General features: G+C 69.8%; 34 protein-coding genes. 7 read left to right on the top strand and 27 right to left on the bottom strand.

Annotated elements, in window-relative coordinates; genetic code table 11:
- Window positions 1-38 precede the first annotated feature (38 nt).
- The 26 genes from ACP7BP_RS16675 to ACP7BP_RS16550 form a co-directional block, all read right to left on the bottom strand.
- A complete protein-coding gene (locus tag ACP7BP_RS16675) occupies window positions 39-1,097 on the bottom strand; it encodes a TerC family protein (protein ID WP_426246187.1) in 1,059 nt (352 codons plus the stop codon).
- 241 nt (window positions 1,098-1,338) lie between these two features.
- The gene (gene map, locus ACP7BP_RS16670; RefSeq protein ID WP_426246185.1) at window positions 1,339-2,157 is read right to left on the bottom strand and encodes a type I methionyl aminopeptidase; all 819 of its coding nucleotides are present in this window, start codon (window positions 2,155-2,157) and stop codon (window positions 1,339-1,341) included.
- A gap of 5 nt (window positions 2,158-2,162) precedes the next feature.
- Window positions 2,163-2,738 carry an adenylate kinase gene (locus ACP7BP_RS16665; RefSeq protein ID WP_426246184.1) on the bottom strand — a complete coding sequence of 192 codons (576 nt, stop codon included), beginning with the start codon at window positions 2,736-2,738 and terminating at the stop codon, window positions 2,163-2,165.
- Entirely contained in the window at window positions 2,739-4,034 is a 1,296-nt protein-coding gene (gene secY / locus ACP7BP_RS16660) for a preprotein translocase subunit SecY (RefSeq protein WP_426246182.1), read from the bottom strand. It lies immediately after the preceding gene.
- 205 nt (window positions 4,035-4,239) lie between these two features.
- Window positions 4,240-4,680: a 50S ribosomal protein L15 gene (gene rplO, locus ACP7BP_RS16655; protein WP_426246180.1), complete on the bottom strand. Its 441-nt coding sequence runs from the start codon at window positions 4,678-4,680 to the stop codon at window positions 4,240-4,242.
- Between the two features lies 1 nt (window position 4,681).
- Window positions 4,682-4,864, bottom strand: coding sequence for a 50S ribosomal protein L30 (gene rpmD, locus ACP7BP_RS16650; protein ID WP_248583183.1), 183 nt, complete (start codon window positions 4,862-4,864; stop codon window positions 4,682-4,684).
- Entirely contained in the window at window positions 4,864-5,475 is a 612-nt protein-coding gene (gene rpsE, locus ACP7BP_RS16645) for a 30S ribosomal protein S5 (protein WP_426246178.1), read from the bottom strand. Before rpsE ends, rpmD begins: the two co-directional genes overlap by 1 nt.
- Window positions 5,476-5,524: 49 nt before the next feature.
- Window positions 5,525-5,908 (bottom strand): 50S ribosomal protein L18, encoded by a 384-nt coding sequence (rplR, locus tag ACP7BP_RS16640; protein ID WP_426246176.1) that lies wholly within the window; start codon window positions 5,906-5,908, stop codon window positions 5,525-5,527.
- 2 nt (window positions 5,909-5,910) lie between these two features.
- Window positions 5,911-6,465 (bottom strand): 50S ribosomal protein L6, encoded by a 555-nt coding sequence (gene rplF / locus ACP7BP_RS16635; protein WP_426246174.1) that lies wholly within the window; start codon window positions 6,463-6,465, stop codon window positions 5,911-5,913.
- Window positions 6,466-6,492: 27 nt separating this feature from the next.
- Window positions 6,493-6,900 carry a 30S ribosomal protein S8 gene (rpsH, locus tag ACP7BP_RS16630; RefSeq protein ID WP_426246172.1) on the bottom strand — a complete coding sequence of 136 codons (408 nt, stop codon included), beginning with the start codon at window positions 6,898-6,900 and terminating at the stop codon, window positions 6,493-6,495.
- Between the two features lie 72 nt (window positions 6,901-6,972).
- Complete coding sequence (locus ACP7BP_RS16625; protein ID WP_011757321.1) at window positions 6,973-7,158, bottom strand: type Z 30S ribosomal protein S14; 186 nt, start codon at window positions 7,156-7,158, stop codon at window positions 6,973-6,975.
- A 1-nt stretch (window position 7,159) separates the two neighbouring features.
- Window positions 7,160-7,732, bottom strand: a complete 573-nt coding sequence (gene rplE, locus ACP7BP_RS16620) for a 50S ribosomal protein L5 (RefSeq protein ID WP_426246170.1) — start codon at window positions 7,730-7,732, stop codon at window positions 7,160-7,162.
- Between the two features lies 1 nt (window position 7,733).
- Window positions 7,734-8,123, bottom strand: coding sequence for a 50S ribosomal protein L24 (rplX, locus tag ACP7BP_RS16615; RefSeq protein ID WP_426246169.1), 390 nt, complete (start codon window positions 8,121-8,123; stop codon window positions 7,734-7,736).
- Window positions 8,123-8,491, bottom strand: coding sequence for a 50S ribosomal protein L14 (gene rplN, locus ACP7BP_RS16610; protein WP_426246167.1), 369 nt, complete (start codon window positions 8,489-8,491; stop codon window positions 8,123-8,125). The genes rplX and rplN overlap by 1 nt, the downstream gene beginning before the upstream one ends.
- A 113-nt stretch (window positions 8,492-8,604) precedes the next feature.
- Window positions 8,605-8,880, bottom strand: a complete 276-nt coding sequence (gene rpsQ / locus ACP7BP_RS16605; protein WP_426246166.1) for a 30S ribosomal protein S17 — start codon at window positions 8,878-8,880, stop codon at window positions 8,605-8,607.
- Complete coding sequence (rpmC, locus tag ACP7BP_RS16600) at window positions 8,877-9,125, bottom strand: 50S ribosomal protein L29 (RefSeq protein WP_426246164.1); 249 nt, start codon at window positions 9,123-9,125, stop codon at window positions 8,877-8,879. Before rpmC ends, rpsQ begins: the two co-directional genes overlap by 4 nt.
- Window positions 9,125-9,544, bottom strand: a complete 420-nt coding sequence (gene rplP, locus ACP7BP_RS16595) for a 50S ribosomal protein L16 (protein ID WP_426246163.1) — start codon at window positions 9,542-9,544, stop codon at window positions 9,125-9,127. Before rplP ends, rpmC begins: the two co-directional genes overlap by 1 nt.
- Window positions 9,545-9,546: 2 nt before the next feature.
- Window positions 9,547-10,419, bottom strand: coding sequence for a 30S ribosomal protein S3 (gene rpsC / locus ACP7BP_RS16590; RefSeq protein ID WP_426246161.1), 873 nt, complete (start codon window positions 10,417-10,419; stop codon window positions 9,547-9,549).
- Window positions 10,419-10,856, bottom strand: a complete 438-nt coding sequence (rplV, locus tag ACP7BP_RS16585) for a 50S ribosomal protein L22 (protein ID WP_426246160.1) — start codon at window positions 10,854-10,856, stop codon at window positions 10,419-10,421. The genes rpsC and rplV overlap by 1 nt, the downstream gene beginning before the upstream one ends.
- On the bottom strand, window positions 10,853-11,134 hold the full coding sequence (rpsS, locus tag ACP7BP_RS16580) for a 30S ribosomal protein S19 (RefSeq protein ID WP_056599671.1): 282 nt from the start codon (window positions 11,132-11,134) through the stop codon (window positions 10,853-10,855). Before rpsS ends, rplV begins: the two co-directional genes overlap by 4 nt.
- A gap of 5 nt (window positions 11,135-11,139) precedes the next feature.
- Complete coding sequence (gene rplB / locus ACP7BP_RS16575; RefSeq protein ID WP_426246158.1) at window positions 11,140-11,976, bottom strand: 50S ribosomal protein L2; 837 nt, start codon at window positions 11,974-11,976, stop codon at window positions 11,140-11,142.
- 24 nt (window positions 11,977-12,000) lie between these two features.
- Window positions 12,001-12,306 carry a 50S ribosomal protein L23 gene (rplW, locus tag ACP7BP_RS16570; protein ID WP_426246156.1) on the bottom strand — a complete coding sequence of 102 codons (306 nt, stop codon included), beginning with the start codon at window positions 12,304-12,306 and terminating at the stop codon, window positions 12,001-12,003.
- A complete protein-coding gene (gene rplD / locus ACP7BP_RS16565; protein WP_426246154.1) occupies window positions 12,303-13,232 on the bottom strand; it encodes a 50S ribosomal protein L4 in 930 nt (309 codons plus the stop codon). Before rplD ends, rplW begins: the two co-directional genes overlap by 4 nt.
- Window positions 13,233-13,237: 5 nt before the next feature.
- Window positions 13,238-13,915, bottom strand: coding sequence for a 50S ribosomal protein L3 (gene rplC, locus ACP7BP_RS16560; RefSeq protein WP_426246152.1), 678 nt, complete (start codon window positions 13,913-13,915; stop codon window positions 13,238-13,240).
- A 9-nt stretch (window positions 13,916-13,924) separates the two neighbouring features.
- Window positions 13,925-14,233, bottom strand: a complete 309-nt coding sequence (gene rpsJ / locus ACP7BP_RS16555; RefSeq protein ID WP_008360994.1) for a 30S ribosomal protein S10 — start codon at window positions 14,231-14,233, stop codon at window positions 13,925-13,927.
- Between the two features lie 412 nt (window positions 14,234-14,645).
- Window positions 14,646-15,452: an alpha/beta fold hydrolase gene (locus ACP7BP_RS16550; protein WP_426246148.1), complete on the bottom strand. Its 807-nt coding sequence runs from the start codon at window positions 15,450-15,452 to the stop codon at window positions 14,646-14,648.
- A gap of 113 nt (window positions 15,453-15,565) precedes the next feature.
- Between ACP7BP_RS16550 and ACP7BP_RS16545 the strand changes: the two genes are divergently transcribed.
- The 5 genes from ACP7BP_RS16545 to ACP7BP_RS16525 are packed head-to-tail and all read left to right on the top strand — an operon-like array spanning window position 15,566 to window position 20,678.
- A complete protein-coding gene (locus ACP7BP_RS16545) occupies window positions 15,566-16,675 on the top strand; it encodes a hypothetical protein (RefSeq protein ID WP_426246146.1) in 1,110 nt (369 codons plus the stop codon).
- Entirely contained in the window at window positions 16,672-17,283 is a 612-nt protein-coding gene (locus tag ACP7BP_RS16540) for a DUF4129 domain-containing protein (RefSeq protein ID WP_426246144.1), read from the top strand. The genes ACP7BP_RS16545 and ACP7BP_RS16540 overlap by 4 nt, the downstream gene beginning before the upstream one ends.
- The gene (locus ACP7BP_RS16535; RefSeq protein ID WP_426246143.1) at window positions 17,280-18,401 is read left to right on the top strand and encodes a DUF4350 domain-containing protein; all 1,122 of its coding nucleotides are present in this window, start codon (window positions 17,280-17,282) and stop codon (window positions 18,399-18,401) included. The genes ACP7BP_RS16540 and ACP7BP_RS16535 overlap by 4 nt, the downstream gene beginning before the upstream one ends.
- A complete protein-coding gene (locus tag ACP7BP_RS16530) occupies window positions 18,398-19,375 on the top strand; it encodes an AAA family ATPase (RefSeq protein WP_426246142.1) in 978 nt (325 codons plus the stop codon). The genes ACP7BP_RS16535 and ACP7BP_RS16530 overlap by 4 nt, the downstream gene beginning before the upstream one ends.
- Before the next feature lie 13 nt (window positions 19,376-19,388).
- Entirely contained in the window at window positions 19,389-20,678 is a 1,290-nt protein-coding gene (locus ACP7BP_RS16525; protein WP_426246141.1) for a DUF58 domain-containing protein, read from the top strand.
- Window positions 20,679-20,816: 138 nt separating this feature from the next.
- Here ACP7BP_RS16525 and ACP7BP_RS16520 read toward each other — a convergent pair whose 3' ends face one another.
- The gene (locus ACP7BP_RS16520) at window positions 20,817-21,812 is read right to left on the bottom strand and encodes a stage II sporulation protein M (RefSeq protein WP_426246139.1); all 996 of its coding nucleotides are present in this window, start codon (window positions 21,810-21,812) and stop codon (window positions 20,817-20,819) included.
- A gap of 25 nt (window positions 21,813-21,837) precedes the next feature.
- Between ACP7BP_RS16520 and ACP7BP_RS16515 the strand changes: the two genes are divergently transcribed.
- Both ACP7BP_RS16515 and ACP7BP_RS16510 read left to right on the top strand, forming a co-directional pair.
- Entirely contained in the window at window positions 21,838-22,689 is an 852-nt protein-coding gene (locus tag ACP7BP_RS16515; protein WP_426246138.1) for an RDD family protein, read from the top strand.
- On the top strand, window positions 22,686-23,135 hold the full coding sequence (locus ACP7BP_RS16510) for a helix-turn-helix domain-containing protein (protein WP_426246137.1): 450 nt from the start codon (window positions 22,686-22,688) through the stop codon (window positions 23,133-23,135). The genes ACP7BP_RS16515 and ACP7BP_RS16510 overlap by 4 nt, the downstream gene beginning before the upstream one ends.
- Window positions 23,136-23,141 lie beyond the last annotated feature (6 nt).

Genomic DNA, 23,141 nt, shown 5'->3' with positions numbered 1-23,141 from the left:
TACCGCTGGCGGTCCGGGCCTCAGGCGGCGAGGTCGGCTCAGCCGTCCTCCCAGTCGCGGCGCGGCCCGGTGACCGCGTCCTGCTCGCTGTCGGACATGCGGCTGGATACCCACAGGCTGAGCACCGCGGTGACCGCGAGGGTGCCGACGATGACGAGCAGGGAGAGCCAGATCGGGATGTCGGGCGCCCACGAGATGGGCTCACCGCCGTTGATGAACGGCAGCTCGTTCTCGTGCATCGCGTGCAGGATCAGCTTGACGCCGATGAAGCCGAGCAGGACGGCCAGTCCGTAGGACAGGTAGATCAGCCGCTGCAGCAGTCCGCCGATGAGGAAGTAGAGCTGGCGCAGACCCATCAGCGCGAAGATGTTGGCGGTGAAGACCAGGTAGGGGTCGCGGGTGAGGCCGTAGATCGCCGGGATCGAGTCGAGAGCGAAGAGCAGGTCGGTGGTGCCCAGCGTCAGCACGACGAGGAACATCGGCGTGATCAAGCGCTTGCCGTTCTCCTTGACGACCAGCTTGGTGCCGTTCCACTCCTTGGTGGCAGGCAGGTGCTTCTCGGCGAACCGCACGAGGCGGTTCTCCTCGTACTCGTCCTCGTCCTCGCTGCCCTCCTTGGCGAGCTTCCACGCCGTGTACATGAGGAACAGCCCGAAGATGTAGAACACCCAGCTGAACTCGTTGATCGCGGCGGCGCCCACCACGATGAAGATGGCGCGCATGATGAGTGCGAGCACGATGCCGATCATCAGCGCTGTCTGCTGGTACTTCCGGGGCACCGCGAAGCTGTTCATGATGATGATGAAGATGAACAGGTTGTCGATGGAGAGGGAGTACTCCGTCAGCCAGCCGGCGAAGAACTCGGGCCCGGGGTGTGGCGAGAGCTCGTGCGGCTCGGCGAAGAACCACAGCCCGAGGCCGAAGACCACTGCGAGCCCGATGAAGAAGGCGAGGTGCCTGCTCACCTCGGCCATGGTGGGCTCGTGCGGGCGCCGGGCGATGACCAGGAGGTCGATCAGCAGCAGTCCCGTGGTCACGACCAGCGTGACTATCCAGACGGTGGGCGAGGCGACCGAGTCGCCGAGGACAGCATTCACGTGGGCATTCTCCTCCGGAGTGGACAGTTCCGGCCACACGGGATCCGCGGGCCGGTGCATGCTCCGGAGGTCTCTTCCGCTCGGTCACGCTGCTGCGTGAGAGCCGATGGCACCGGGAGCGGACCTCTCGGCCCGCGCCGTACTGACGACACCATCGCGACGGGAATACTCCCCTCCTGATGCCCCCATGCTCTCACGAGCCGGGCGGGGCGAGCCAATCCGGCCCGCCGCGGCGGACCGGTCAGCGCCCGCCGAAGGGGACGCCGAGCTCGGCCAGCTTCTCCTCGCCGCCGTCGAGGGCGGTGAGCACCCAGGCGCCTCGAGGAGTCAGCGTGAAGGTGTTCTCGAAGTGGGCGGCCCACGAGCCGTCGGTGGTGACCACGGTCCAGTCGTCTTCGAGGACCTCGGTGTCGTGGGTGCCGAGGGTGATCATCGGCTCGACGGCCAGGGCCAGGCCCTCGACGAGCCGCGGTCCCCGGCCGGCCCGGCCGTAGTTGGGCACGTTGGGAGGCTGGTGCATCTGCGAGCCGATGCCGTGCCCGACGTAGTCCTCGAGGATCCCGAACCTGCCGGCGCCCCGCACGTACTGCTCGATCGCGTGGGAGATGTCGGTGACGTGTCCGCCGAGCCGGGCGGCGGCGATGCCGCGCCACATCGACTCCTCGGTGACCCGCATCAGCTCGGTCACGTCGGCGGGCACCTCCCCGACCGCCAGGGTGATGGCGGCGTCGCCGTGCCAGCCGTCGACGATGGCACCGCAGTCGAGCGAGATCACGTCGCCCTCGGACAGCGCGCGGCCGCCCGGGATGCCGTGGACGACCTCGTCGTTGACCGACGCGCAGATGGAGCCGCTGAAGCCGTGGTAGCCCAGGAACGACGGGGTCGCACCGGCCGAGCGGATGGCGTCCTCGGCGATGGCGTCGAGCTCACCCGTGGTGATGCCCACCCGCACCGAGGAGCGCAGCAGCTCCAGGGTGCGGCCCACCACCAGACCTGCGCGGCGCATGCCGTCGATCTGCTGGGATGTCTTGATCTCGATGCCGCGGTCGCGGAAGCCCATGTCGCTCAGCTCTGGGGTACGACGTCCAGCGCCTCGAAGATGCGCTGGGTGACCTCTTCGACCTCGCCGGTGCCGTCGAGCTCGAGGAGCAGGCCGCGCTGCCGGTAGACCTCGACGAGGGGCTCGGTCTGCTCGGTGTAGAGCTCCTGCCGACGGCGGATGACCTCCTCCGTGTCGTCGGCGCGCCCCTCGAGCTCGGCCCGCTGGACCAGTCGCTGGACGATCTCGTCCTGGTCGACGGTGAGCACCACGACCGCGTCGAGCGCGTGGCCGGTGAAGGCGATCATCCCGTCGAGCTCCTCCACCTGGGCGAGCGTGCGCGGGTAGCCGTCGAGGAGGAACCCGGGCTCGGCGTCCGGCTCGTCGATCCGGTCGCGCACCATCAGGTTGGTGACCTCGTCGGGGACGTACTCGCCGGCGTCCATGTAGCGCTTCGCCTCGACGCCGAGGGGAGTCCCCGCAGTGACGTTGGCGCGGAAGATGTCGCCCGTGGAGATGGCCGGGATGCCGAAGTGCTCGGCGATGAACTTGGCCTGGGTGCCCTTCCCGGCTCCCGGCGGCCCCATGATGATGAGTCGCATTTAGCGCAGGAACCCTTCGTAGTTGCGCTGCTGGAGCTGACTCTCGATCTGCTTCACCGTGTCCAGTGCGACGCCCACCATGATCAGGATGGAGGTGCCGCCGAAGGGGAAGTTCTGATCGGCGTTGATCAGCGCGAAGGCGATCAGCGGGATCAGGGAGATCAGACCGAGGTAGAGCGCGCCCGGGAGGGTGATCCTGGACAGAACGTAGGACAGGTAGTCCTCGGTCGGCTTGCCCGCACGGATGCCGGGGATGAAGCCGCCGTACTTCTTCATGTTGTCGGCCACCTCTTGCGGGTTGAAGGTGATCGACACGTAGAAGTAGGTGAAGAAGATGATCAGGGCGAAGTAGACCGCCATGTAAAGGGGGTGGTCGCCACCCACGAGGTAGTTGTTGACCCAGGTGAGCACCGGGTTGGTGGTGTTCTGGTTGAACTGCACGGCCATCGCGGGCAGGTACAGCAGCGAGGAGGCGAAGATGACCGGGATGATGCCGGCCTGGTTGACCTTGAGCGGGATGTAGGTCGAGCTGCCGCCGAACATCTTGCGGCCGACCATCCGCCGGGCGTACTGCACCGGGATCCGACGCTGGGCCTGCTCGATGAAGATGACGCCCGCGATGATGACCAGGCCGATGGCCATGACCACGCCGAACACCCACCAGCCCTGCGTCTGCTGGACGTTCCACAGCGAGGCCGGGAAGGTCGCGACGACCTGAGTGAAGATGAGGATCGACATGCCGTTGCCGATGCCGCGGTCGGTGACGAGCTCACCGAGCCACATGATGACGGCGGTGCCGGCGGTCATGGTGATGACCATGATCAGGAAGGTGCCCGTGCTGTTGCTGTGCAGCAGGTCCTCGTTGCACCCCTGGAGCAGGTTTCCGGAGCGCGCGAGCGCCACGATCCCGGTCGCCTGGAGGAGCGCGAGGCCGAGGGTCAGGTAGCGGGTGTACTGGGTGATCTTCGTCTGGCCCGCCTGGCCCTCCTTCTTCAGCGCTTCGAGCCGTGGGATCACCACGACGAGCAGCTGCAGGATGATGCTGGCGGTGATGTAGGGCATGATGCCCAGCGCGAAGATCGTGAGCTGGAGCAGCGCACCGCCGGAGAACAGATTGACCAGGCTGTAGAGCCCGGAGTCCTCGACGTCGCTCAGGCACGACTGCACGTTGGCGACGTGGACTCCCGGCGTGGGCACCTGGGAGCCGAGCCGGAAGACCGTGATGATCAGCAGGACGAACAGCAGCTTGCGCCGCAGGTCCGGCGTGCGGAAAGCGTTGGCGAACGCGCCTAGCACTGGATCCTCTTTCTCATGGGGTCCGTGGTCTCTCCGAGCTCGACCATCGGTGGGTCCATCGCCGAGACTCGTCGACGACGAGGTGGCGTTGGGGCCCGGGGAAGCCTAACAGGCAGGCCCGCACCCTCAGACATGCAGTACGGGGCCCGACCTGCCGCGATCACACGGCTGGACGAGCCCCGTACTCACGCAGGCTGAAGACGCCTCAGGCGACCGTGGCGGTGCCGCCGGCGGCCTCGATCTTGTCCTTGGCAGAGCCCGAGAACGCGTTGGCGGTCACCTGGACCGCAACGGAGATCTCACCCTGGCCGAGCACCTTGACCGGGTGGCCCTTGCGGACCGCGCCCCGAGCGATGAGCTCGTCGACGGTGACCTCGCCACCCTCGGGGAAGAGCTCGCCGAGCCGGTCGAGGTTGACGACCTGGAACTCCACCTTGAACGGGTTCCGGAAGCCCTTGAGCTTCGGGAGCCGCATGTGGAGGGGCATCTGGCCACCCTCGAAGGCGACCGGGACCTGGTAGCGGGCCTTGGTGCCCTTGGTGCCGCGGCCGGCCGTCTTGCCCTTGGAGCCCTCACCGCGGCCCACCCGGGTCTTGGCGGTCTTGGCGCCCGGTGCCGGGCGCAGGTGGTGCAGCTTGAGCGTCATGTCAGCTCACTTCCTCGACCGACACCAGGTGACGGACGGTGTGGACCATGCCCCGGATCTCCGGACGGTCCTCCTTGACGACCACGTCGCCAATCCGCTTGAGACCGAGCGTACGCAGGGTCTCGCGCTGGTTGGCCTTGCAGCCGATCGTGGACTTCTTCTGCTGGACCTTGAGCTGTGCCATCAGGCCGACACCTCCGCCGCCTGCTCGGCGCGCGCCCGCAGGATCGCTGCGGGGGTGACGTCCTCGACGGACAGCCCACGGCGCGCGGCAACAGCCTCGGGCTCTTCCAGCATCTTCAGCGCCGCGACGGTTGCGTGGACGATGTTGATCTGGTTGGACGAGCCGAGCGACTTGCTCAGCACGTCGTGGATGCCGGCGCACTCGAGCACGGCGCGAACCGGGCCGCCCGCGATCACACCGGTACCGGGAGCGGCCGGGCGCAGCAGCACCACGCCGGCGGCCTTCTCACCCTGGACCGGGTGCGGGATCGTGCCCTGGATGCGGGGGACCCTGAAGAAGTGCTTCTTGGCCTCCTCGACACCCTTGGCGATCGCCGCGGGGACTTCCTTCGCCTTGCCGTAGCCGACGCCGACCATGCCTTCGCCGTCGCCGACGATCACCAGGGCGGTGAAGCTGAAGCGACGGCCACCCTTGACGACCTTGGCGACACGATTGATCGCAACGACGCGCTCGATGTAGGCAGACTTTTCGGCGCCGCCACCGCGACGGTCGTCGCGCTGGCGTCGGTCGCCCGAGCCGCCGCTGCGCTGTCCGCGCTGGGCTCCGCTCATGAGATGTGCTCCATATCTAGGTTCTCTCTCTTACCGCGTTGTCGTGCGATCAGAACGCCAGTCCGCCCGCACGGGCGGCGTCAGCGAGGGCCGCGATGCGGCCGTGGTACTTGTTGCCGGCGCGGTCGAAGACCACGTCCTCGACGCCAGCAGCCTTGGCCCGCTCGGCGAGCAGCTCGCCGACCCTCTTGGCCTTCGCGGTCTTGTCACCCTCGCTGGAGCGCAGGTCGGCCTCCATGGTCGAGGCGTACGCGAGCGTCTGGCCGACGAGGTCGTCGACGACCTGGACCGAGATGTGCCGGGCCGACCGGGTGACGACCAGGCGCGGACGCTCGGTCGTGCCGGAGATCTTCTTGCGCCCACGCATCTGGCGACGCAGGCGCGACTTGGTGCGCGCCGCGGTGTGCTTGTTGTTGGACAGTGAGATAGCCATGGTTACTTACCGGCCTTTCCGACCTTGCGGCGGATCTGCTCGCCGGCGTAACGGACGCCCTTGCCCTTGTAGGGCTCGGGCTTGCGCAGCTTGCGGATCTTGGCGGCCACCTCACCGACGAGCTGCTTGTCGATGCCGACGACGCCGAGCTTGGTCGGGCCGTCGACGGTGAAGGTGATGCCTTCGGGTGCGTCGAACGTGATCGAGTGCGAGTAGCCGAGCTGGAACTCCAGCTGCGTCGGGCCCTTGGCCAGGACCCGGTAACCCACACCGACGATCTCGAGCTTCTTCTCGTAGCCGTCGGTCACACCCACCACCATGTTGTTGATGAGGGTGCGCGTCAGGCCGTGGAGCGAGCGGCTGATGCGGTCGTCGTCGGGGCGCTTGACCTCGAGGACGCCGTCGTCACCCTTGTCCACGGTGATGGGGGCGGCGATGGAGTGCATCAGGGTGCCCTTGGGCCCCTTGACGGTCACAGTGGTCACCGGGGAGGCGGCATCGATCTGCACGTCCACCGCGGCCGGGACCGTGATCGGGAGCTTGCCGATTCGCGACATGTTCTTCTCTCCTTCTCTGGTCTCGGGTTACCAGACGTAGGCGAGGACTTCCCCACCCACGCCCTTCTTGTTGGCCTGGCGGTCGGTGAGCAGGCCCTGGCTCGTGGAGATGATCGCGACGCCCAGCCCGCCGAGCACCTTGGGAAGCCCGGTGCTCTTGGCGTAGACCCGGAGACCGGGCTTGCTGATGCGGCGTACGCCGGCGATGGAGCGCTCGCGGTTGCGGCCGTACTTGAGGGTGATGTTGAGCGTCTTGCCCACCTCGCCCTCGCCCGGCTCCGCGACGTCGTAGGAGGTGATGTAGCCCTCCTGCTGGAGGATCTCCGCGACGCCCGCCTTGAGCTTGCTGTACGGCATCGACACCGCGTCGTGGTACGCCTGGTTGGCGTTGCGCAGCCGCGTGAGCATGTCTGCGATCGGGTCAGTCATCGTCATGGTGTGGTCGTTTCTCTCTTCTGTGGTTTCCCGCCCGCGGGCGGGACCTTCAGCGGTTGTGGTGGTGAGTGCTCACCAGGAGGACTTGGTGACGCCGGGCAGCTCGCCGCGGTGGGCCATCTCTCGCAGGCAGATCCGGCACAGGCCGAACTTGCGGTAGACGGCCTTGGGGCGACCGCAGCGCTGGCAGCGGGTGTAGCCGCGCACTGCGAACTTCGGCTTGCGGGCGGCCTTGACCTTGAGTGCAGTCTTCGCCATGTCAGTTCTCCTTGAACGGGAAGCCGAGCTGCTTGAGCAGCGCCCGACCCTCGTCGTCGTTGGTGGCGGTGGTCACGATGGTGATGTCCATGCCACGCGACCGGTCGATCCTGTCCTGGTCGATCTCGTGGAACATGACCTGCTCGGTCAGACCGAACGTGTAGTTGCCGCGACCGTCGAACTGCTTGGGCGAGAGCCCGCGGAAGTCGCGGATACGCGGCAGCGCGAGCGAGAGCAGGCGGTCGAGGAACTCCCACATGCGGTCGCCGCGCAGCGTGACGTGCGCGCCGATCGGCATGCCCTCACGCAGCTTGAACTGCGCGATGGACTTGCGGGCCTTCGTGACGAACGGCTTCTGGCCCGTGATCGCGGTGAGGTCCTTGATGGCGCCCTCGATCAGCTTCGAGTCGCGAGCCGCCTCGCCGACACCCATGTTGACCACGATCTTGGTCAGGCCGGGGACCTGCATGACGTTCTTGATCTCGAACTCGGACTGCAGCGCGGGGATGATCTCCGCGCGGTAGCGGGTCTTGAGGCGGGGAGCGGTGGTGGTCCCGGAGTCGGTGCTAGCCATCTCAGATGTCCTTCCCGGACTTGCGCGAGATCCGGACACTGCGGTTCGCGGTGTACTCGGACCCGTCGGGGCGACGCTTGGTGACCTCGTCGCGGCGGAAGCCGACGCGGGTGACGCCGTCACCCTCGACCAGCATCACGTTCGAGACGTGGATGGGGGCCTCGGCGGTGATGATGCCGCCGGTGGTGCCGGCGCGACCGCCCTGGTTCTGGACCTTGGTGTGCCGCTTCATGCGGTTGACACCCTCGACGACCACCCGCTGCTCCTCGCGGAGCACCTGGATGACCTTGCCCTCGGCGCCCTTGTCCTTGCCGGCGATGACCTTGACGGTGTCGCCCTTCTTGATGCTCACGGAAGGGTTCTTCTTCGGCTTGCTCTGGTGGCTACTCATCACAGCACCTCCGGGGCCAAAGAGATGATCTTCATGAACTTCTTCTCGCGCAGCTCGCGACCCACGGGGCCGAAGATGCGGGTTCCGCGCGGCTCGCCGTCGGTCTTGAGGATGACGGCGGCGTTCTCGTCGAAGCGGATGTAGGACCCGTCGGGACGCCGACGCTCCTTCACCGTGCGTACGACGACAGCCTTGACGACGTCACCCTTCTTCACGTTGCCACCGGGGATCGCGTCCTTCACGGTGGCGACGATGGTGTCGCCGATGCCGGCGTAGCGACGACCAGAGCCGCCGAGAACACGGATGCAGAGGATCTCCTTCGCACCGGTGTTGTCGGCGACCTTGAGTCGCGACTCCTGCTGGATCATTGGTTTCTCCTGGTTGTCGAGCTGGTTCTCGCCGCCCTCCCGGGCGGTCGAGCCTTGCCGAACTTGTTGTTGAAATCGTGTGGCCGGATGGCCGGGGGATCAGGTCCCCTGGGTCACTTGGCCTTCTCGAGGACCTCGACGACGCGCCAGCGCTTGGTGGCCGACAGCGGACGGGTCTCCATGATCAGGACCCGGTCCCCGATGCCGCACTGGTTCTGCTCGTCGTGGGCCTTCAGCTTGGACGTACGGCGCAGGACCTTGCCGTAGAGCGCGTGCTTCACGCGGTCCTCGACGGTCACGACGATCGTCTTGTCCATCTTGTCGCTCACGACGAGGCCTTCGCGGACCTTGCGCGAGTTGCGCTCGACCGTCTCGTTGACATCGCTCATGCGGACGCCTCTTCCTTAGTGCTCGCACCCGGCGTGGACCGGATGCCGAGCTCGCGCTCGCGCACCACGGTGTAGATCCGGGCGATGTCCTTCTTGACCGTGCGGAGGCGGCCGTGGCTCTCCAGCTGGCCGGTGGCCGCCTGGAACCGCAGGTTGAACAGCTCCTCCTTGGCCTCGCGCAGCTTGGCCTCGAGGTCGGTGGCGTTCATCTCATCGAGCTCGAATGCGCTCAACTTGTTGCTCATCAGAATTCACCAGCCTCGCGGGAGATGAACCGGCACTTCACAGGGAGCTTGTGCATCGCGCGGCGCATGGCCTCGCGAGCGGTCTCCTCGTCCACACCGGAAAGTTCGAACATGACGCGGCCGGGCTTGACGTTCGCCACCCACCACTCGGGCGAGCCCTTGCCGGAACCCATGCGGGTCTCAGCGGGCTTCTTGGTCAGCGGACGGTCCGGGTAGATGTTGATCCAGACCTTTCCGCCGCGCTTGATGTGGCGGGTCATCGCGATACGAGCCGACTCGATCTGCCGGTTCGTGACGTAGGAACCCTCGACCGCCTGGATACCGAAGTCGCCGAAGGCGAGCTTGGTACCGCCCTTGGCGGCACCGCTCCGGTTGGGGTGGTGCTGCTTGCGGTGCTTGACACGACGGGGCATCAACATGGTCAGGCCTCCCCATTGCTCGACGTGGCCGCAGCCTCGGCAACCGGAGCCTCGGTCGCTGCCGGAGCAGCCGCCTCGGCCGGTGCGTCGGTGCGGGGGGCACTGGTGGTGCCGGGGGCACGGTCTCCGCGCGAGCCGCGGCTCGGGCGCTCGCCGCCACGGCTGGGACGACCGCCGCCGGCGCCACCGGCGCCGCCGCGGCCCGGAGCACCGGCGCGGGCAGCCTGCTGGGCCTGGCGCTCGGCGCGGGTGGCGGCCACCTCGCCCTTGTAGATCCAGACCTTCACGCCGATGCGGCCGAAGGTCGTACGGGCCTCGTAGAAGCCGTAGTCGATGTCGGCACGCAGGGTGTGCAGCGGCACGCGGCCCTCACGGTAGAACTCCGTGCGGGACATCTCGGCGCCGTTGAGTCGACCCGAGCACTGGATCCGGATGCCCTTGGCACCCGAGCGCATCGAGGTCTGCATTGCCTTGCGCATGGCACGACGGAACTGCACACGACCGGAGAGCTGCTCGGCGACGCCCTGGGCGACCAGCTGTGCGTCGACCTCGGGGTTCTTGACCTCGAGGATGTTCAGCTGGACCTGCTTGCCGGTGAGCTTCTCGAGCTCGCCGCGGATGCGGTCTGCCTCGGCGCCACGCCGACCGATCACGATGCCCGGGCGCGCGGTGTGGATGTCCACACGGACGCGGTCACGGGTGCGCTCGATCTCGACCTTGGAGATGCCGGCCCGCTCCATGCCCTTGGAGAGCAGCTTGCGGATCGCGACGTCCTCGCCGACGTACGCCTTGTAGAGCTTGTCGGCGTACCAGCGGCTCTTGTGGTCGGTGGAGATGCCCAGGCGGAAGCCATTCGGGTTGATCTTCTGGCCCATCAGGCCTTCCGTCCCTTCTTGTCGGTCTTCTGCGCGGCCACGACACCAGCCGGCTGAACGACCAGGGTGATGTGACTGGTGCGCTTGTTGATGCGGGTGGCGCGGCCCTGTGCGCGCGGACGCCACCGCTTCATCGTGGGACCCTCGTCGACCTGTGCGACGGAGACGACCAGCTCGGCGGCGGACAGGCTCTCGGTGCCCTCCGCGTTGGCGATCGCGCTCTCCAGCACCTTGTAGACCGTCTCGGAGGCGACCTGGGGCGCGAACTGCAGCAGCGCCAGGGCCTCGTCGACAGGCAGGCCGCGGACCATGTCGACGACACGGCGGGCCTTCATCGGGGTGATGCGCACGTAACGCGCGCTCGCGAAGGCACCCGGCTGGTCGCCCAGCAGGGACTCGCGGCGGGCGCTCGTGCGCCGGCGCTCGGTGACACTCATCGACGACGTCCCTTCCGGTCTTCCTTCACGTGCCCGCGGTAGGTGCGGGTGGGGGCAAACTCGCCGAGCTTGTGGCCGACCATCGAGTCGGTCACGAAGACGGGAACATGCTTGCGACCGTCGTGCACGGCGATGGTGTGGCCGATCATGTCGGGCACGATCATCGACCGGCGGGACCAGGTCTTGATGACGTTGTGGCTGCCCTTCTCGTTCTCGGCGTCCACCTTCTTCTGAAGGTGGTCGTCGATGAAGGGGCCCTTCTTCAGGCTGCGAGGCATGTCGGTTACTTCCTACCCTTGCCGGACTTGCGACGACGGATGATCTGGGAGTCGGAGGCCTTGCGCTTGCGCGTGCGGCCCTCGGGCTTGCCCCACGGCGAGACCGGGTGACGTCCACCGGAGGTCTTGCCCTCACCACCACCGTGCGGGTGGTCGACCGGGTTCATGACGACACCGCGGACGGTCGGGCGCTTGCCCTTCCAACGCATCCGGCCGGCCTTGCCCCAGTTGATGTTCGACTGCTCGGCGTTGCCGACCTCGCCGACACTGGCGCGGCAGCGCACGTCGACGAAGCGCATCTCGCCGGAGGGCATGCGCAGGGTGGCGCGCGAGCCTTCCTTGGCGACCAGCTGGGCCGAGATGCCCGCGGAGCGGGCGATCTTGGCGCCGCCACCCGGACGCAGCTCCACGCAGTGGATGGTGGTACCGACCGGGATGTTGCGCAGCGGCAGGTTGTTGCCGGGCTTGATGTCGGCGTTCGGGCCGGACTCCACGGGCGTGCCCTGGGTCAGGTCCTTCGGCGCGATGATGTAGCGCTTCTCGCCGTCTGCGTAGTGCAGCAGCGCGATGCGTGCGGTGCGGTTGGGGTCGTACTCGATGTGAGCGACCTTGGCCGGCACGCCGTCCTTGTCGTAGCGACGGAAGTCGATGACGCGGTAGGCGCGCTTGTGACCGCCACCCTGGTGCCGGGTGGTGATCCGGCCCTGGTTGTTGCGGCCGCCCTTCTTGGGCAGCGGACGCGTCAGCGACTTCTCCGGCGTGGTCCGGGTGATCTCGACGAAGTCGGCCACGGAGGAGCCACGACGGCCCGGCGTGGTCGGCTTGTACTTGCGGATAGCCATATCAGTTCCTAGTCAGAAGCCCGGTCAGGAGACCGGACCTCCGAAGATGTCGATGCGGTGGCCCTCAGCGAGGCTGACGATGGCGCGCTTGGTGTCCTTGCGCTTGCCGAGGCCGGTGCGGGTACGACGCGTCTTGCCGACACGGTTGATCGTGTTGACCGACGTCACCTTGACGTTGAAGACCTTCTCGACCGCGATCTTGATCTCGGTCTTGTTGGCGTCGGGGCGCACGATGAACGTGTACTTGTTGGCGTCGAGGAGGCCGTAGCTCTTCTCGGACACGACCGGCGCGATCAGGATGTCGCGGTGGTCCTTGTGCAGGGTGCTCACTTGTCGCCCTCCTTCTTGCTACCGGCCTTGGTGAAGCCCGCAGCCTCGGCGTCCTCGGCAGACTTGAACCAGAACTCGGCCTCGGTCGCGTCGTACCACTGGCTCTCGGGCTCGTGGTAGAGACCGGAGTCGGCGTTGCCCTTGATCTCGTAGCCCTTGGGAGCGTTGCCGCTCTTGAGAGGAGCCTTCGCGCCCTTGGGCAGCTCGGGCTTGGCGTCCGCGGCAGGGGCGTCGGTGTCGGTCTCGACCGCAGCGACCGCGACGGGCTCGGCCTTGGCGGCAGGCGCCTCCGCGGCCGGGGCCTTGGTGGCGACCGGGCGCTCGGACGAGGTCGGGGCCTTCGAGATGAACGCGTCGTAGGCGCCCTGGGTGAAGACCACGTCGTCGCTCGCGAGGACGTCGTAGGTGTTGAGCTGGTCGACGGCCACGATGTGCACCTCCTGCGCGTTGCGCAGGGAGAGCCAGGTGACGGTGTCGGTGCGCTCGAGCACGACGAGGAAGCGCACGCGGTCGGACAGGCCGGCCAGCGAGGCGAGAGCAGCCTTCGTCGAGATCTTGTCGGCGACCAGCGAGTCGACCACGTGGATGCGGCCTTCGCGGGCCCGGTCGGACAGGGCCCCGCGCAGGGCGGCGGCCTTCATCTTCTTGGGAGTGCGCTCGCTGTAGTCACGCGGCTTGGGGCCGTGCACCACGCCACCGCCGGCGAACTGCGGGGCGCGGGTCGAGCCCTGACGGGCGCGGCCGGTGCCCTTCTGCTTGTAGGGCTTGCGGCCACCGCCGCGAACCTCGCCGCGACGCTTGGTGCTGGCCGTGCCCTGGCGGGCGGCAGCCTGCTGGGCCACGACGACCTGGTGGATCAGCGGGATGTTGACCTCGACGTCGAAGATCTCGGCGGGCAGGTCAACCTTGACGGTCTTGGTTGCCATGGAGCTCAGGCCTCCCCATCGTTCGAAGCAGTCTTCTTGGCGGCGGAGCGCAGGATCACGACCCCGCCCTTGGGGCCGGGAACGGCGCCCTTGAGCAGGATCAGGCCCTTGGCGGCGTCGACGGCGTGCACGGTGACGTTCTGGGTGGTGACGGTGTCGTTACCCATCCGGCCGGCCATGCGAGTGCCCTTGAAGACGCGACCCGGAGTGGCGCAGGCGCCGATCGAGCCGGGCTTGCGGTGGTTGCGGTGGGCACCGTGCGAGGCCCCGACGCCGTGGAAGCCGTGACGCTTCATGACGCCGGCGAAGCCCTTGCCCTTGCTGGTGCCGGTGATGTCGATCTCGTCACCGGCGGCGAACAGCTCGGGGCTGAGCTCCTGCCCGATGGAGTACGACGCGGCATCGGCGGTGCGGATCTCCACCAGGTGGCGGCGCGGGGTGACCCCGGCCTTGGCGAAGTGACCGGCGGACGGCTTGGTGACCTTGCGGCCCTCGATCTCGCCGAACCCGACCTGGATGGCGTTGTAGCCGTCGGTCTCGGGCTGGCGGACCTGGGTGACCACGTTGGTGGTCGCCGCGATCACGGTGACGGGGACGATCTTGTTGTTCTCGTCCCAGAGCTGGGTCATGCCGAGCTTGGTGCCCAGCAGTCCCTTGACGTTGCGTTCGAAAGTGGCAGTCATGTCAGGACCTCAGAGCTTGATCTCGATGTCGACACCGGCAGGCAGGTCGAGGCGCATCAGCGAGTCGACCGTCTTGGGCGTGGGGTCGATGATGTCGATGAGGCGCTTGTGGGTGCGCATCTCGAAGTGCTCGCGGGAGTCCTTGTACTTGTGGGGCGAGCGGATGACGCAGTACACGTTCTTCTCGGTCGGCAGCGGCACAGGGCCGGCGACCTTGGCACCCGTACGGGTGACGGTGTCCACGATCTTGCGCGCCGAGGTGTCGATCACCTCGTGGTCATAGGCCTTGAGCCTGATGCGGATCTTCTGTCCCGCCATAGGTCTCTCTCGTCCTTATCGATCTCGTACCTCCGGACCGGCCGGTGGTACCGCGTACTGGTCTGTTCTCGACACGTCCCCGGGTGAGGCCGTCCCGCCTGTCTCTCCGCCACCCCGCCGACCCCCGAGGTCGGGCGTGTCGCGCTCAGTGGCACGGCACAGGACCGGGAATCGAACTCTTGTTGTGTGGCGCCCGACGGTTCGTCGGGCTGATCGGGTCTCCCTGTCGACGTGCACTTCACGTGCACAGTCATGGATGACAGTGATGCGGCCGCACGCCAGCTACTGATCGATCCGGAGACGCGATTCAGTGGTCAAGTTGGTGTGGCACACCCCGGCGACCCGCCGGAGCAACCTGGATATCTTGGCAGAGGTCCTGGCAGTACGCCAAATCGGTTCGGCACGGAGGCGGTCAGCCGCCCTGGGCGAAGGCCAGCACCCGCTCCCCGCCGTCGATCAGGGCGCCCTCGAAGTCGGTCAGCAGCTCGTAGCCGTGGCCCCGGCCGCCGTCGAGGAACTCGGCGCCGGTACGCCGGGCCAGGGCCCGCCCCGCGGCGTACTCGGTCTCGCCGTCGGAGCGTGCGTAGACGACCAGGCCCGGCCGCTCCACCCTGTGGGCCACCGACAGCAGGTCGACGCCGGCCCAGCTGGACGGGCCGGAGACGTCGACCCAGACGTCGACCTCGGTGCCGCCGGCCACGGCCAGCACCGTCTCGCTGCCGCCCATCGACGCGCCCACGAGAGCGGTCCGCTCGGCCCCCAGCTCGGTGGTGGCCAGGTCGAGGCCCAGCCGTGCCGACACCTCCCCCGCCGACCCTTCGGGGCACGTGGCGTCGCCGTACCCGCAGAGGTCGACGAGCACCGAGGTGACCCCCCGTTCGGCGGCCCGGGTGGCGAAGCGGCCCCAGCCGCACAGCCCGGTGCCGACCTGGTGGAGCAGCACCATCACTGTCTCGGAGGGCCGCTCGGGACCGATCACCACCGCCGGGACCCTGGTCCCGGACTCGCCCTCACCCTCGCCCAGCACGCGGACGTCGCGGATCGGCGCGTCCGGTGGCAGCTGCGAGGCGCAGCGCTCGCGGATGGAGGCCTCGGTGGGCGGGGGGTCCCCGGGGTCGGCGGTCGTGTCGACGAAGACGGCGGGCTCCTCGGGGGGCTCGCCGGCGCAGGCGGCCAGGGGCAGCACGAGCAGCGTGACGAGGACCCCGAGCCGGCTCATGGGAGGCAGGCTAACCCGAACGCCGGCAAGTCCCTCGGCGATGACGGGCGGACGGCGAGGTGTCTGCGAGGATGGTCCTCGCAGCGATCTACGGCGCGGTTCGGGGGGTGGGCATGTCTGGACACGGCGAGTTCCCGCCTCCGGGAGCCGGCGCAGGCGCACCCGAGCCCACGCAGCCCCGCTATCCCGCGCCGGGACAGCCGCAGGGCGCGTGGCCGGCGCCGTACCAGCCACCGCCCGGTTGGCGTCCGCCCGGGCCGGCACCGATGGGCGCCGCGCACAAGCCCGGGGCGCTGCCGCTGCGGCCGCTCGGCCTGTCCGACATGTACGACGCGACCTTCAAGATCATCCGCTTCAACCCCAAGGCGACCGTGGGCTCCGCGGTCCTGGTCGCCGCGGTCTCGATGGCCATCCCGGTGCTGATCACCGGCGGCCTCAGCCTCGCCGTGGACCTCTCCTTCGACGCGTCGTCCTCCGGCGAGCCGACGGCCGCCCAGCTGGCGGGGCTCATCGGAGCCGGCGGCTCGCTGCTGCTCGGCACCTTCCTGCAGTCGATCGGCCTGATCCTGGTCACGGGCATGATCGCCCGCGTCTGCGCAGCCGCCGCGATCGGCAGGCGGCTCGGCCTGGTCGAGGCCTGGGGCGAGACCCGCGGCAAGCGCTGGCGCCTGGTGGGCCTCACCCTGCTGCTGGCCCTGCTCCTCATGCTGGTCGTCGGTGCGTACGCCGCGACGTGGGTGCCGGTCGTGCTGCTGTCCGACCAGGCGTGGCCGATCGTGCTCTACGGGCTGGTGAGCGTGCCGCTCTTCCTCGCGTTCATGTGCTGGTTCTGGATCCGGGTCTACTACCTTCCGGTGCCGGCGCTGATGCTCGAGGACGTCGGGATCCTCGTCGCTATCGGTCGCGGCTTCACGCTGACGAGGCGTCAGTTCTGGCGCACGTTCGGCATCGCCCTGCTCACCGTGATCGTCGCCCAGGTCGCCGGCAGCATGCTCTCGATGCCGATCTCCTTCCTCGGCCAGGGCGCCCTCGCGGCCGGCGCGCCGTCGGAGTCGGCGATCTTCCTGCTCGTCCTGAGCCAGGCCGCCAGCTCGGTGGTGGCCGCGGCCTTCGTGTCGCCCTTCACCGCGACGATGACCTCCCTGCAGTACCTCGACCAGCGGATGCGCAAGGAGGCGTACGACGTCGAGCTGATGACCCGGGCAGGGATCCGGGTCACGTGATCGCCCGTGTGGCCGCGGCGCCGCTCGACCCCTCCCCCGACGAGGCCAGGTCATGGCTGCGACGTGAGCTGCTGAAGCCGGAGTACAACGAGCAGGACCTGCTCAACCGCCTGGTCTCGTGGCTGGAGCGCACCCTCAACGAGGGCCTGGACGCCGCCTCGCGGGTGCCTCCGCTCTCCGCGTTCGCGGCGATGCTGGTGCTGCTGCTCCTGGTCCTCGCCCTGGTGTGGCTGCTCAGCCGCGCCCGCCGCTCATCCGCCGCCGGCGGTCCGGCCGGCCCCGTGCTCGGCGAGGAGCGCGTCGGCGCCGCCGAGCTGCGCGCCCGGGCCGAGGCCGCACTGGCGGAGGGCCGGCTCGACGACGCGCTCGTCGACGGGTTCCGGGCCGTCGCCGTACGCCAGATCGAGCGCGGGCGGCTGGCCGACGCACCCGGTGCCACCGCCCACGAGGTGGCTCGCGACCTCGGGCTCGCCGTACCCGACCTGGCCGCGCGGATCGGCGACGCCGCGACCCTCTTCGATCGCGTGCTGTACGGCGGCCGGCCGGCCACCCGGGACCAGGCCGGGTCGGTCCTGGCACTGGACGACGACCTGGTGGGCGTGCGATGAGCGGGGCCCGGTCGCAGCGCTGGCAGGGGCACCGTTCGACGCTGCTCATCGCCGGTGGCCTGCTGGCGGCGCTGGCCGTCGTGCTGCTGCTCGGCACCCCCGGCGCCCGCACGGCCGCGCGGCTCGACCCGGACAACCCCGGCACCGAGGGCGCCCAGGCGCTGGCGCGGGTGCTCGCCGACCAGGGTGTCGACGTCAGCGTGACCCGGGACGCCGACTCCTTCGACGAGGCGCTCGTCGACGCCGGCACCACGGTGCTGGTCACCTCCAGCGAGCAGCTCGGCGACAGCACCACCCGTCGCCTGCTCGACCATGCCGCTCCCGGGCAGCTCGTGGTCTCCGAGCCGGGCATCGGCGCCGTGGAGGCGATGGGGCTCGACGCCCTGCCGGTGCGGGTGACGCCGCCCGGTGAGGTCGAGGCCGGGTGCGCGGAGCCGGGACTCGCCGACCTCGAGATCAGCATCGACAGCGGCCTGGCCTTCGAGGGCGACGGCTGCTTCCCGACGGCCGAGGGACGCCTCCTCGCCCGGCCGACCGAGCAGGTGGCGCTGCTCGGGGCCGGCGACCTCCTCACCAACGACCAGATCCTGCGCGCCGACAACGCCGCCGCCGCCGTGCGGCTGCTGGGCGAGCGGCCGCGGCTGGTCTGGTACGTCCCGACGTACGCCGACCTGGTCGGTGACGACGGGGTGAGCGTGCGCAGCCTCCTTCCCTCCTGGCTGATCCCGGCCGTCTGGCTGCTGGGGCTGTCCACCATCGCGTTGATGCTCTGGCGCGGCCGCCGGCTCGGACCGCTGGCCACCGAGCCCCTGCCGGTGGTCGTCAAGGCGGTCGAGACCACCCAGAGCCGCGGCCGCCTCTACCACCGCGTCGGCGACCGGGCGCATGCGGCGACCGCCCTGCGGCAGGCCGCGCGGAGCACCGCCGAGACGGCATTGCGCCTCCCACCGGGCGACCTCGCGTTGCTGGTGCCCGCCCTGGCCGCGCGCACCGGACGCCGCCCCGACGACCTGGCCCGGCTGCTCGACGACGCGGCGCCCCCGCCGGCCACCGATCCGGAGCTGATCCACCTGGCCAGCGAGCTGGCCGAACTCGACAGAGAGGTACGTCGCACATGACTGACACACCAACCGAGGCGTCGGTCGGCGAGGCGCGTGAGCGACTGGCCGCCGTACGCACCGAGGTCGGCAAGGTCGTGGTGGGCCAGGACGCTGCGGTCTCGGGGCTCCTCGTGGCGCTGCTCACCGGCGGGCACGTGCTGATGGAGGGCGTGCCCGGGGTCGCGAAGACCCTTCTGGTGCGCGCGCTGGCGGCCTCGCTCGACGTCGAGACGCGGCGGGTGCAGTTCACCCCCGACCTGATGCCCGGCGACATCACCGGCTCGATGGTGATCGAGGGCGGGCGCGGCGAGCTGGCCTTCCGGGAGGGACCGCTCTTCACCAACCTGCTGCTGGCCGACGAGATCAACCGCACCCCGCCCAAGACCCAGTCTGCGCTGCTCGAGGCGATGGAGGAGGGCCAGGTCTCGGTCGACGGGGTCTCACGGCCGCTGCCCCGGCCGTTCCTCGTCGCGGCGACCCAGAACCCCGTGGAGTACGAGGGCACCTACCCCTTGCCCGAGGCCCAGCTCGACCGGTTCCTGCTCAAGGTCGTGCTCCCGGTGCCCGAGCGGGAGCAGGAGCTCGAGATCCTGGCGCGGCACGCGGCCGGCTTCGACCCGCGTGACCTGAGGGCGGCCGGCATCACCGCGGTCGCCGGGCCGGCGGACATCGCCGTCGGGCAGTCCGCCTGTCGCGGCGTGCAGGTCTCGCCGGAGGTGACGGGATACATCGTGGACATCGCCCGGGCCACCCGGCAGTCGCCGTCGCTGTCCCTGGGTGTCTCCCCCCGGGGGGCGACCGCCCTGCTGCGGGCCGCGCGGGCGTGGGCGTGGCTGACCGGCCGCGACTTCGTGACACCTGACGACGTGAAGGCGCTGGCGCATGCCGCTCTCGTGCACCGGCTCGGGCTCCGGCCCGAGGCCGAGCTCGAGGGCGTCGACGTGGCCGCCGTGCTGTCGTCGGCCCTGGGCTCGGTGCCGGTCCCGCGATGATGCGGTCGAGCTGATGGCCATCACCGGTCGCGTGCCGCTGCTGCTCCTCCTGGGCCTGGTCCCGGTGGTGCTGCGGCCCGGCATGGGCACGGTGTGGCTGTGGCTGCTCGCCGTACTCCTCCTCGTGCTCGTCGACTGGGCGCTGGCGCCCTCACCGCGGGCCCTGGAGATGACCCGGCGTCCGCCCGGCACCGTCCGGCTGGGCACGCCGGCGGTCTCCGAGCTGGCGCTGTCGACCGGCGGTCGCACCGTCCGCGCGACCGTGCGCGACGCCTGGCAGCCGAGCGCCGGCGCCGGCGCCAATCGGCATCGGGTGCGCATCACACGGGACGACGGCGCGCTGGTCAGCACACCCCTGCTTCCCGTACGACGTGGCGACCTGAGGGCGTCCGGCGTCACCGTGCGCTGTGTCGGGCCGCTCGGGCTGGCCGCCCGTCAGGCGACCCTCGACGTGCCGGGCACCGTGCGGTCGCTGCCGCCCTTCGACTCGCGCAAGCACCTGCCGTCGCGACTGGCCCGGCTCCGCGACCTCGACGGCCGGTCGGCGGTGCGGGTGCGCGGACAGGGCACGGAGTTCGATTCGCTGCGCGAGTACGTCCGCGGCGACGACGTGCGCTCGATCGACTGGCGAGCCTCGGCCCGCAACCGCTCGGTGGTCGTGCGCACCTGGCAGCCGGAGCGAGACCGCCGGGTGGTGCTGGTCCTCGACACGTCGCGGACCTCGGCCGGCCGGGTGGAGGACGTGCCGCGCATCGACTCAGCGATGGACGTCGCGCTGCTGCTGGCCGCGCTCGCGGCGCGCGCCGGCGACCGGGTCGACTTCGTGGCCGGTGACCGGCTGGTCCGGAGCCGGCTCCGAACCACCGGCGCCCGCGACGTCGCGGCGACCCTCCAGGAGGCGATGGCGGACCTGGAGCCGGTCATCGCGGAGGCCGACTGGACCGCGCTCGCCGGCGCGGTCACCACCATGGGGCGGCAGCGGGCGCTCGTCGTACTCCTCACGCCGCTGGAGCCCACCGCGATCGAGGAGGGGCTGCTGCCGGTGCTGCCGACGCTCATCCGCCACCACCGCGTGGTGCTCGCGTCGGTGCAGGACCCGGCGCTCTCGGCCATGGCGGGGCGCCACTCCGACGCCGCCGAGGTGTACGACGCCGCGGCAGCCCAGCAGGTGCTCGCCCAGCGGCGGCGTACCGCCGACCTGCTGCGCACCCTCGGGGTCGACGTGGTCGACGCCCCCGCCGAGGCGCTGCCGCCGGCCCTGGCCGACCACTACCTCGCCCTCAAGGCGCGCGGGCTGCTCTGACTCCCCTTCTCCGTTGAGTTGCGCCATCCGCACCGTTGAGTTGCGCCGGACGCACCTGGCGCCGGCACGGAGGCGCGACTCGACGGCCACGGTGGCGCGACTCAACAGGCACGGAGGCGCAACTCGACGAGCAGGGCCTCAGGCTCGGGTGGCGACCCGGTCCTCGAGCAGGGCGGCGTCGATGTCGCCCGTCACGCCGCGGTGGTACGCCGCCCGGCCGGGGCCGAAGACGTAGGCGAGGAACACCAGCTCGGCGAGGACGCCGATGGCGATGCGTGCCCAGGTGGGCAGCCCCGACGGGGTCACGAACGCCTCGATGACCCCGCTCACCAGCAGCACGGCCACCAGCCCCAGGGCGACGGTGCCTGCGGTGCGGCCCTCGCGCGCCAGCGACTGCGACCTCGACAGCGGGCCGGGCTCGACCCACGACCAGAAGAGTCGCAGCCCGACGCCTCCCGCCACGAAGACCGCGGTCAGCTCCAGCAGCCCGTGCGGGAGGATCAGCCCCCAGAAGTGCCCGGCGTGCCCGTGCCGGGTCATGATCGAGCCGATGATCGCCAGGTTGGCGACGTTCTGGAACAGCAGGTAGACGACCGGGGCGCCGAGCGCCCCCAAGGCGATGCACAGCGCGGCGACCCAGGCGTTGTTGACCCAGACCTGCGCGGCGAAGTGCGACGCGGCGTATTGGCTGTAGTAACTCTCGAAGTCCTCGTTGACGAGCTGGTCGACCTGGTCCGGCGTGAGCAGGCTCTGCTCGACGTCGGGGTGGCCGAGCAGCCACCACATCATCACCGCGATCACGGCGACGTTGGCCGCGAACGTGCCGATCCACCACCAGCGCAGCCGGTAGAGCGCGGCAGGGAACCGCTCCGTGAAGAACGTCGTCACCCCGCGCCAGGTGGTCGCGCGGGTGCCCGCCGACTTGTTGCGGGCCCGGGACAGCAGCGCGGAGAGGTAGGCGACCAGCTGGGCGTCCGGTGCCGAGGTGCGCACGACCGACAGGTGGGTGGCGACCCGCTGGTAGCGGTCGACGAGCTCGTCGCCCTCCAAGCCCGACAGCCGGCGCCGCTTGGTCAGCTCCTCGAGCCGCCGCCACTCGTCGTGATGAGCCATCACGTAGGCGTCGAGGTCCACGCTCGTCACCCTATGCTGGCTCGCGATGGCCGACCCCGATCTGCGGACGACCCAGGCACCCGAGCACTCCGCCTACGCCGCGCTGACCGTCGACGACCTCGTCACCGGCGAGGCCGTCGCCCTCGACCTGCCCCCGGCCAGCCTGGGCACCCGGATCGTGTCCGGGCTCATCGACGTGATCGTGACCGTCGCCCTGCTCGCCGGCATCATCTTCACCTTCACCCTCGCGGCTCTGCAGACCGACGAGGCGCTGCTGCAGGTGGCGATGATCGGCTCGATGGTCGTGGTGTTCCTGGTGGTGCCGACGACCGTCGAGACGCTCACCCGCGGCAAGTCGCTCGGCAAGTGGGTGATGGGCCTGCGCGCCGTCCGCGACGACGCCGGCCCGATCTCCTTCCAGCACGCGTTCGTGCGCGCCCTGGTCGGGCTCGTCGAGATCTACGCCTTCTCCGGCGCCCCTGCCTTCTTCTCGGCCCTGCTGAGCTCGCGCGGCAAGCGTCTCGGCGACTACGCCGCCGGCACCTACGTCGTCCGCGACCGGGTGCGGCTGAGCCTGCCCAACCCGCCGGGGATGCCGAGGGAGCTCGCCCGGTGGGCAGGCGCCGCCGACATGGCCGGCCTGCCGCCGAGGCTGGCCCTCGGCATCCGGCAGTATCTCGCCCGGCTCCCCGAGATCGACCCCGCGACCCGGGCCCGGCTCGGCACCCAGCTGGCGAGCGAGACCAGCCGGTACGTCGCTCCCGTCCCCCCGCCGGGCACCCGCCCCGAGGCCTACCTCGCCGCTGTGATCGCCGAGCGCCGCGCGCGTGACGTCGCCCGCCTTGCCCGCGAGGAGTCGCTGCGACGACGGCTCACGCGAAGCCGACGACCCCCGTGACCCGCGCGATGCGCCCTGCTCCCGACGTGCTCGTGCACCTGCGCCGGGCCCGCGACCATGCCGACCGGAACTTCGCCGAGCCCCTCGACCTCGAGCAGCTGGCCGCGGTCGCCGCCATCAGCAAGTGGCACTTCCACCGCCTGTTCACCGCGACGTACGGCCGCACCCCCGCGGCGTACCTCTCGGAGCGCCGCGTCGAGCGCGCCCAGGACCTGCTGCGCGCCACGAACCTCACCGTCACGGAGGTCTGCCACGCGGTCGGCTTCTCGAGTCTCGGCTCCTTCAGCAGCCGGTTCCGCGCCGTCGTCGGGGAGAGCCCGAGCGACTTCCAGCGCAGGTACGCCGACGGTGCTCCACGCATCCCGGGCTGCTACGTCTTCATGTGGGGGCTGGCGGAGCGCAGGACCGCAAGCGAGGAGAAGCAGGGCGGCGACGGCCCGACCTAGCGTTGC

It is taken from the genome of Nocardioides sp. LHG3406-4 (assembly GCF_049897745.1).
GTDB lineage: Bacteria > Actinomycetota > Actinomycetes > Propionibacteriales > Nocardioidaceae > Nocardioides.
The sequence above is the reverse complement of the archived record's forward strand: the minus strand, read 5'-3'. Positions and strand labels throughout refer to the sequence as shown.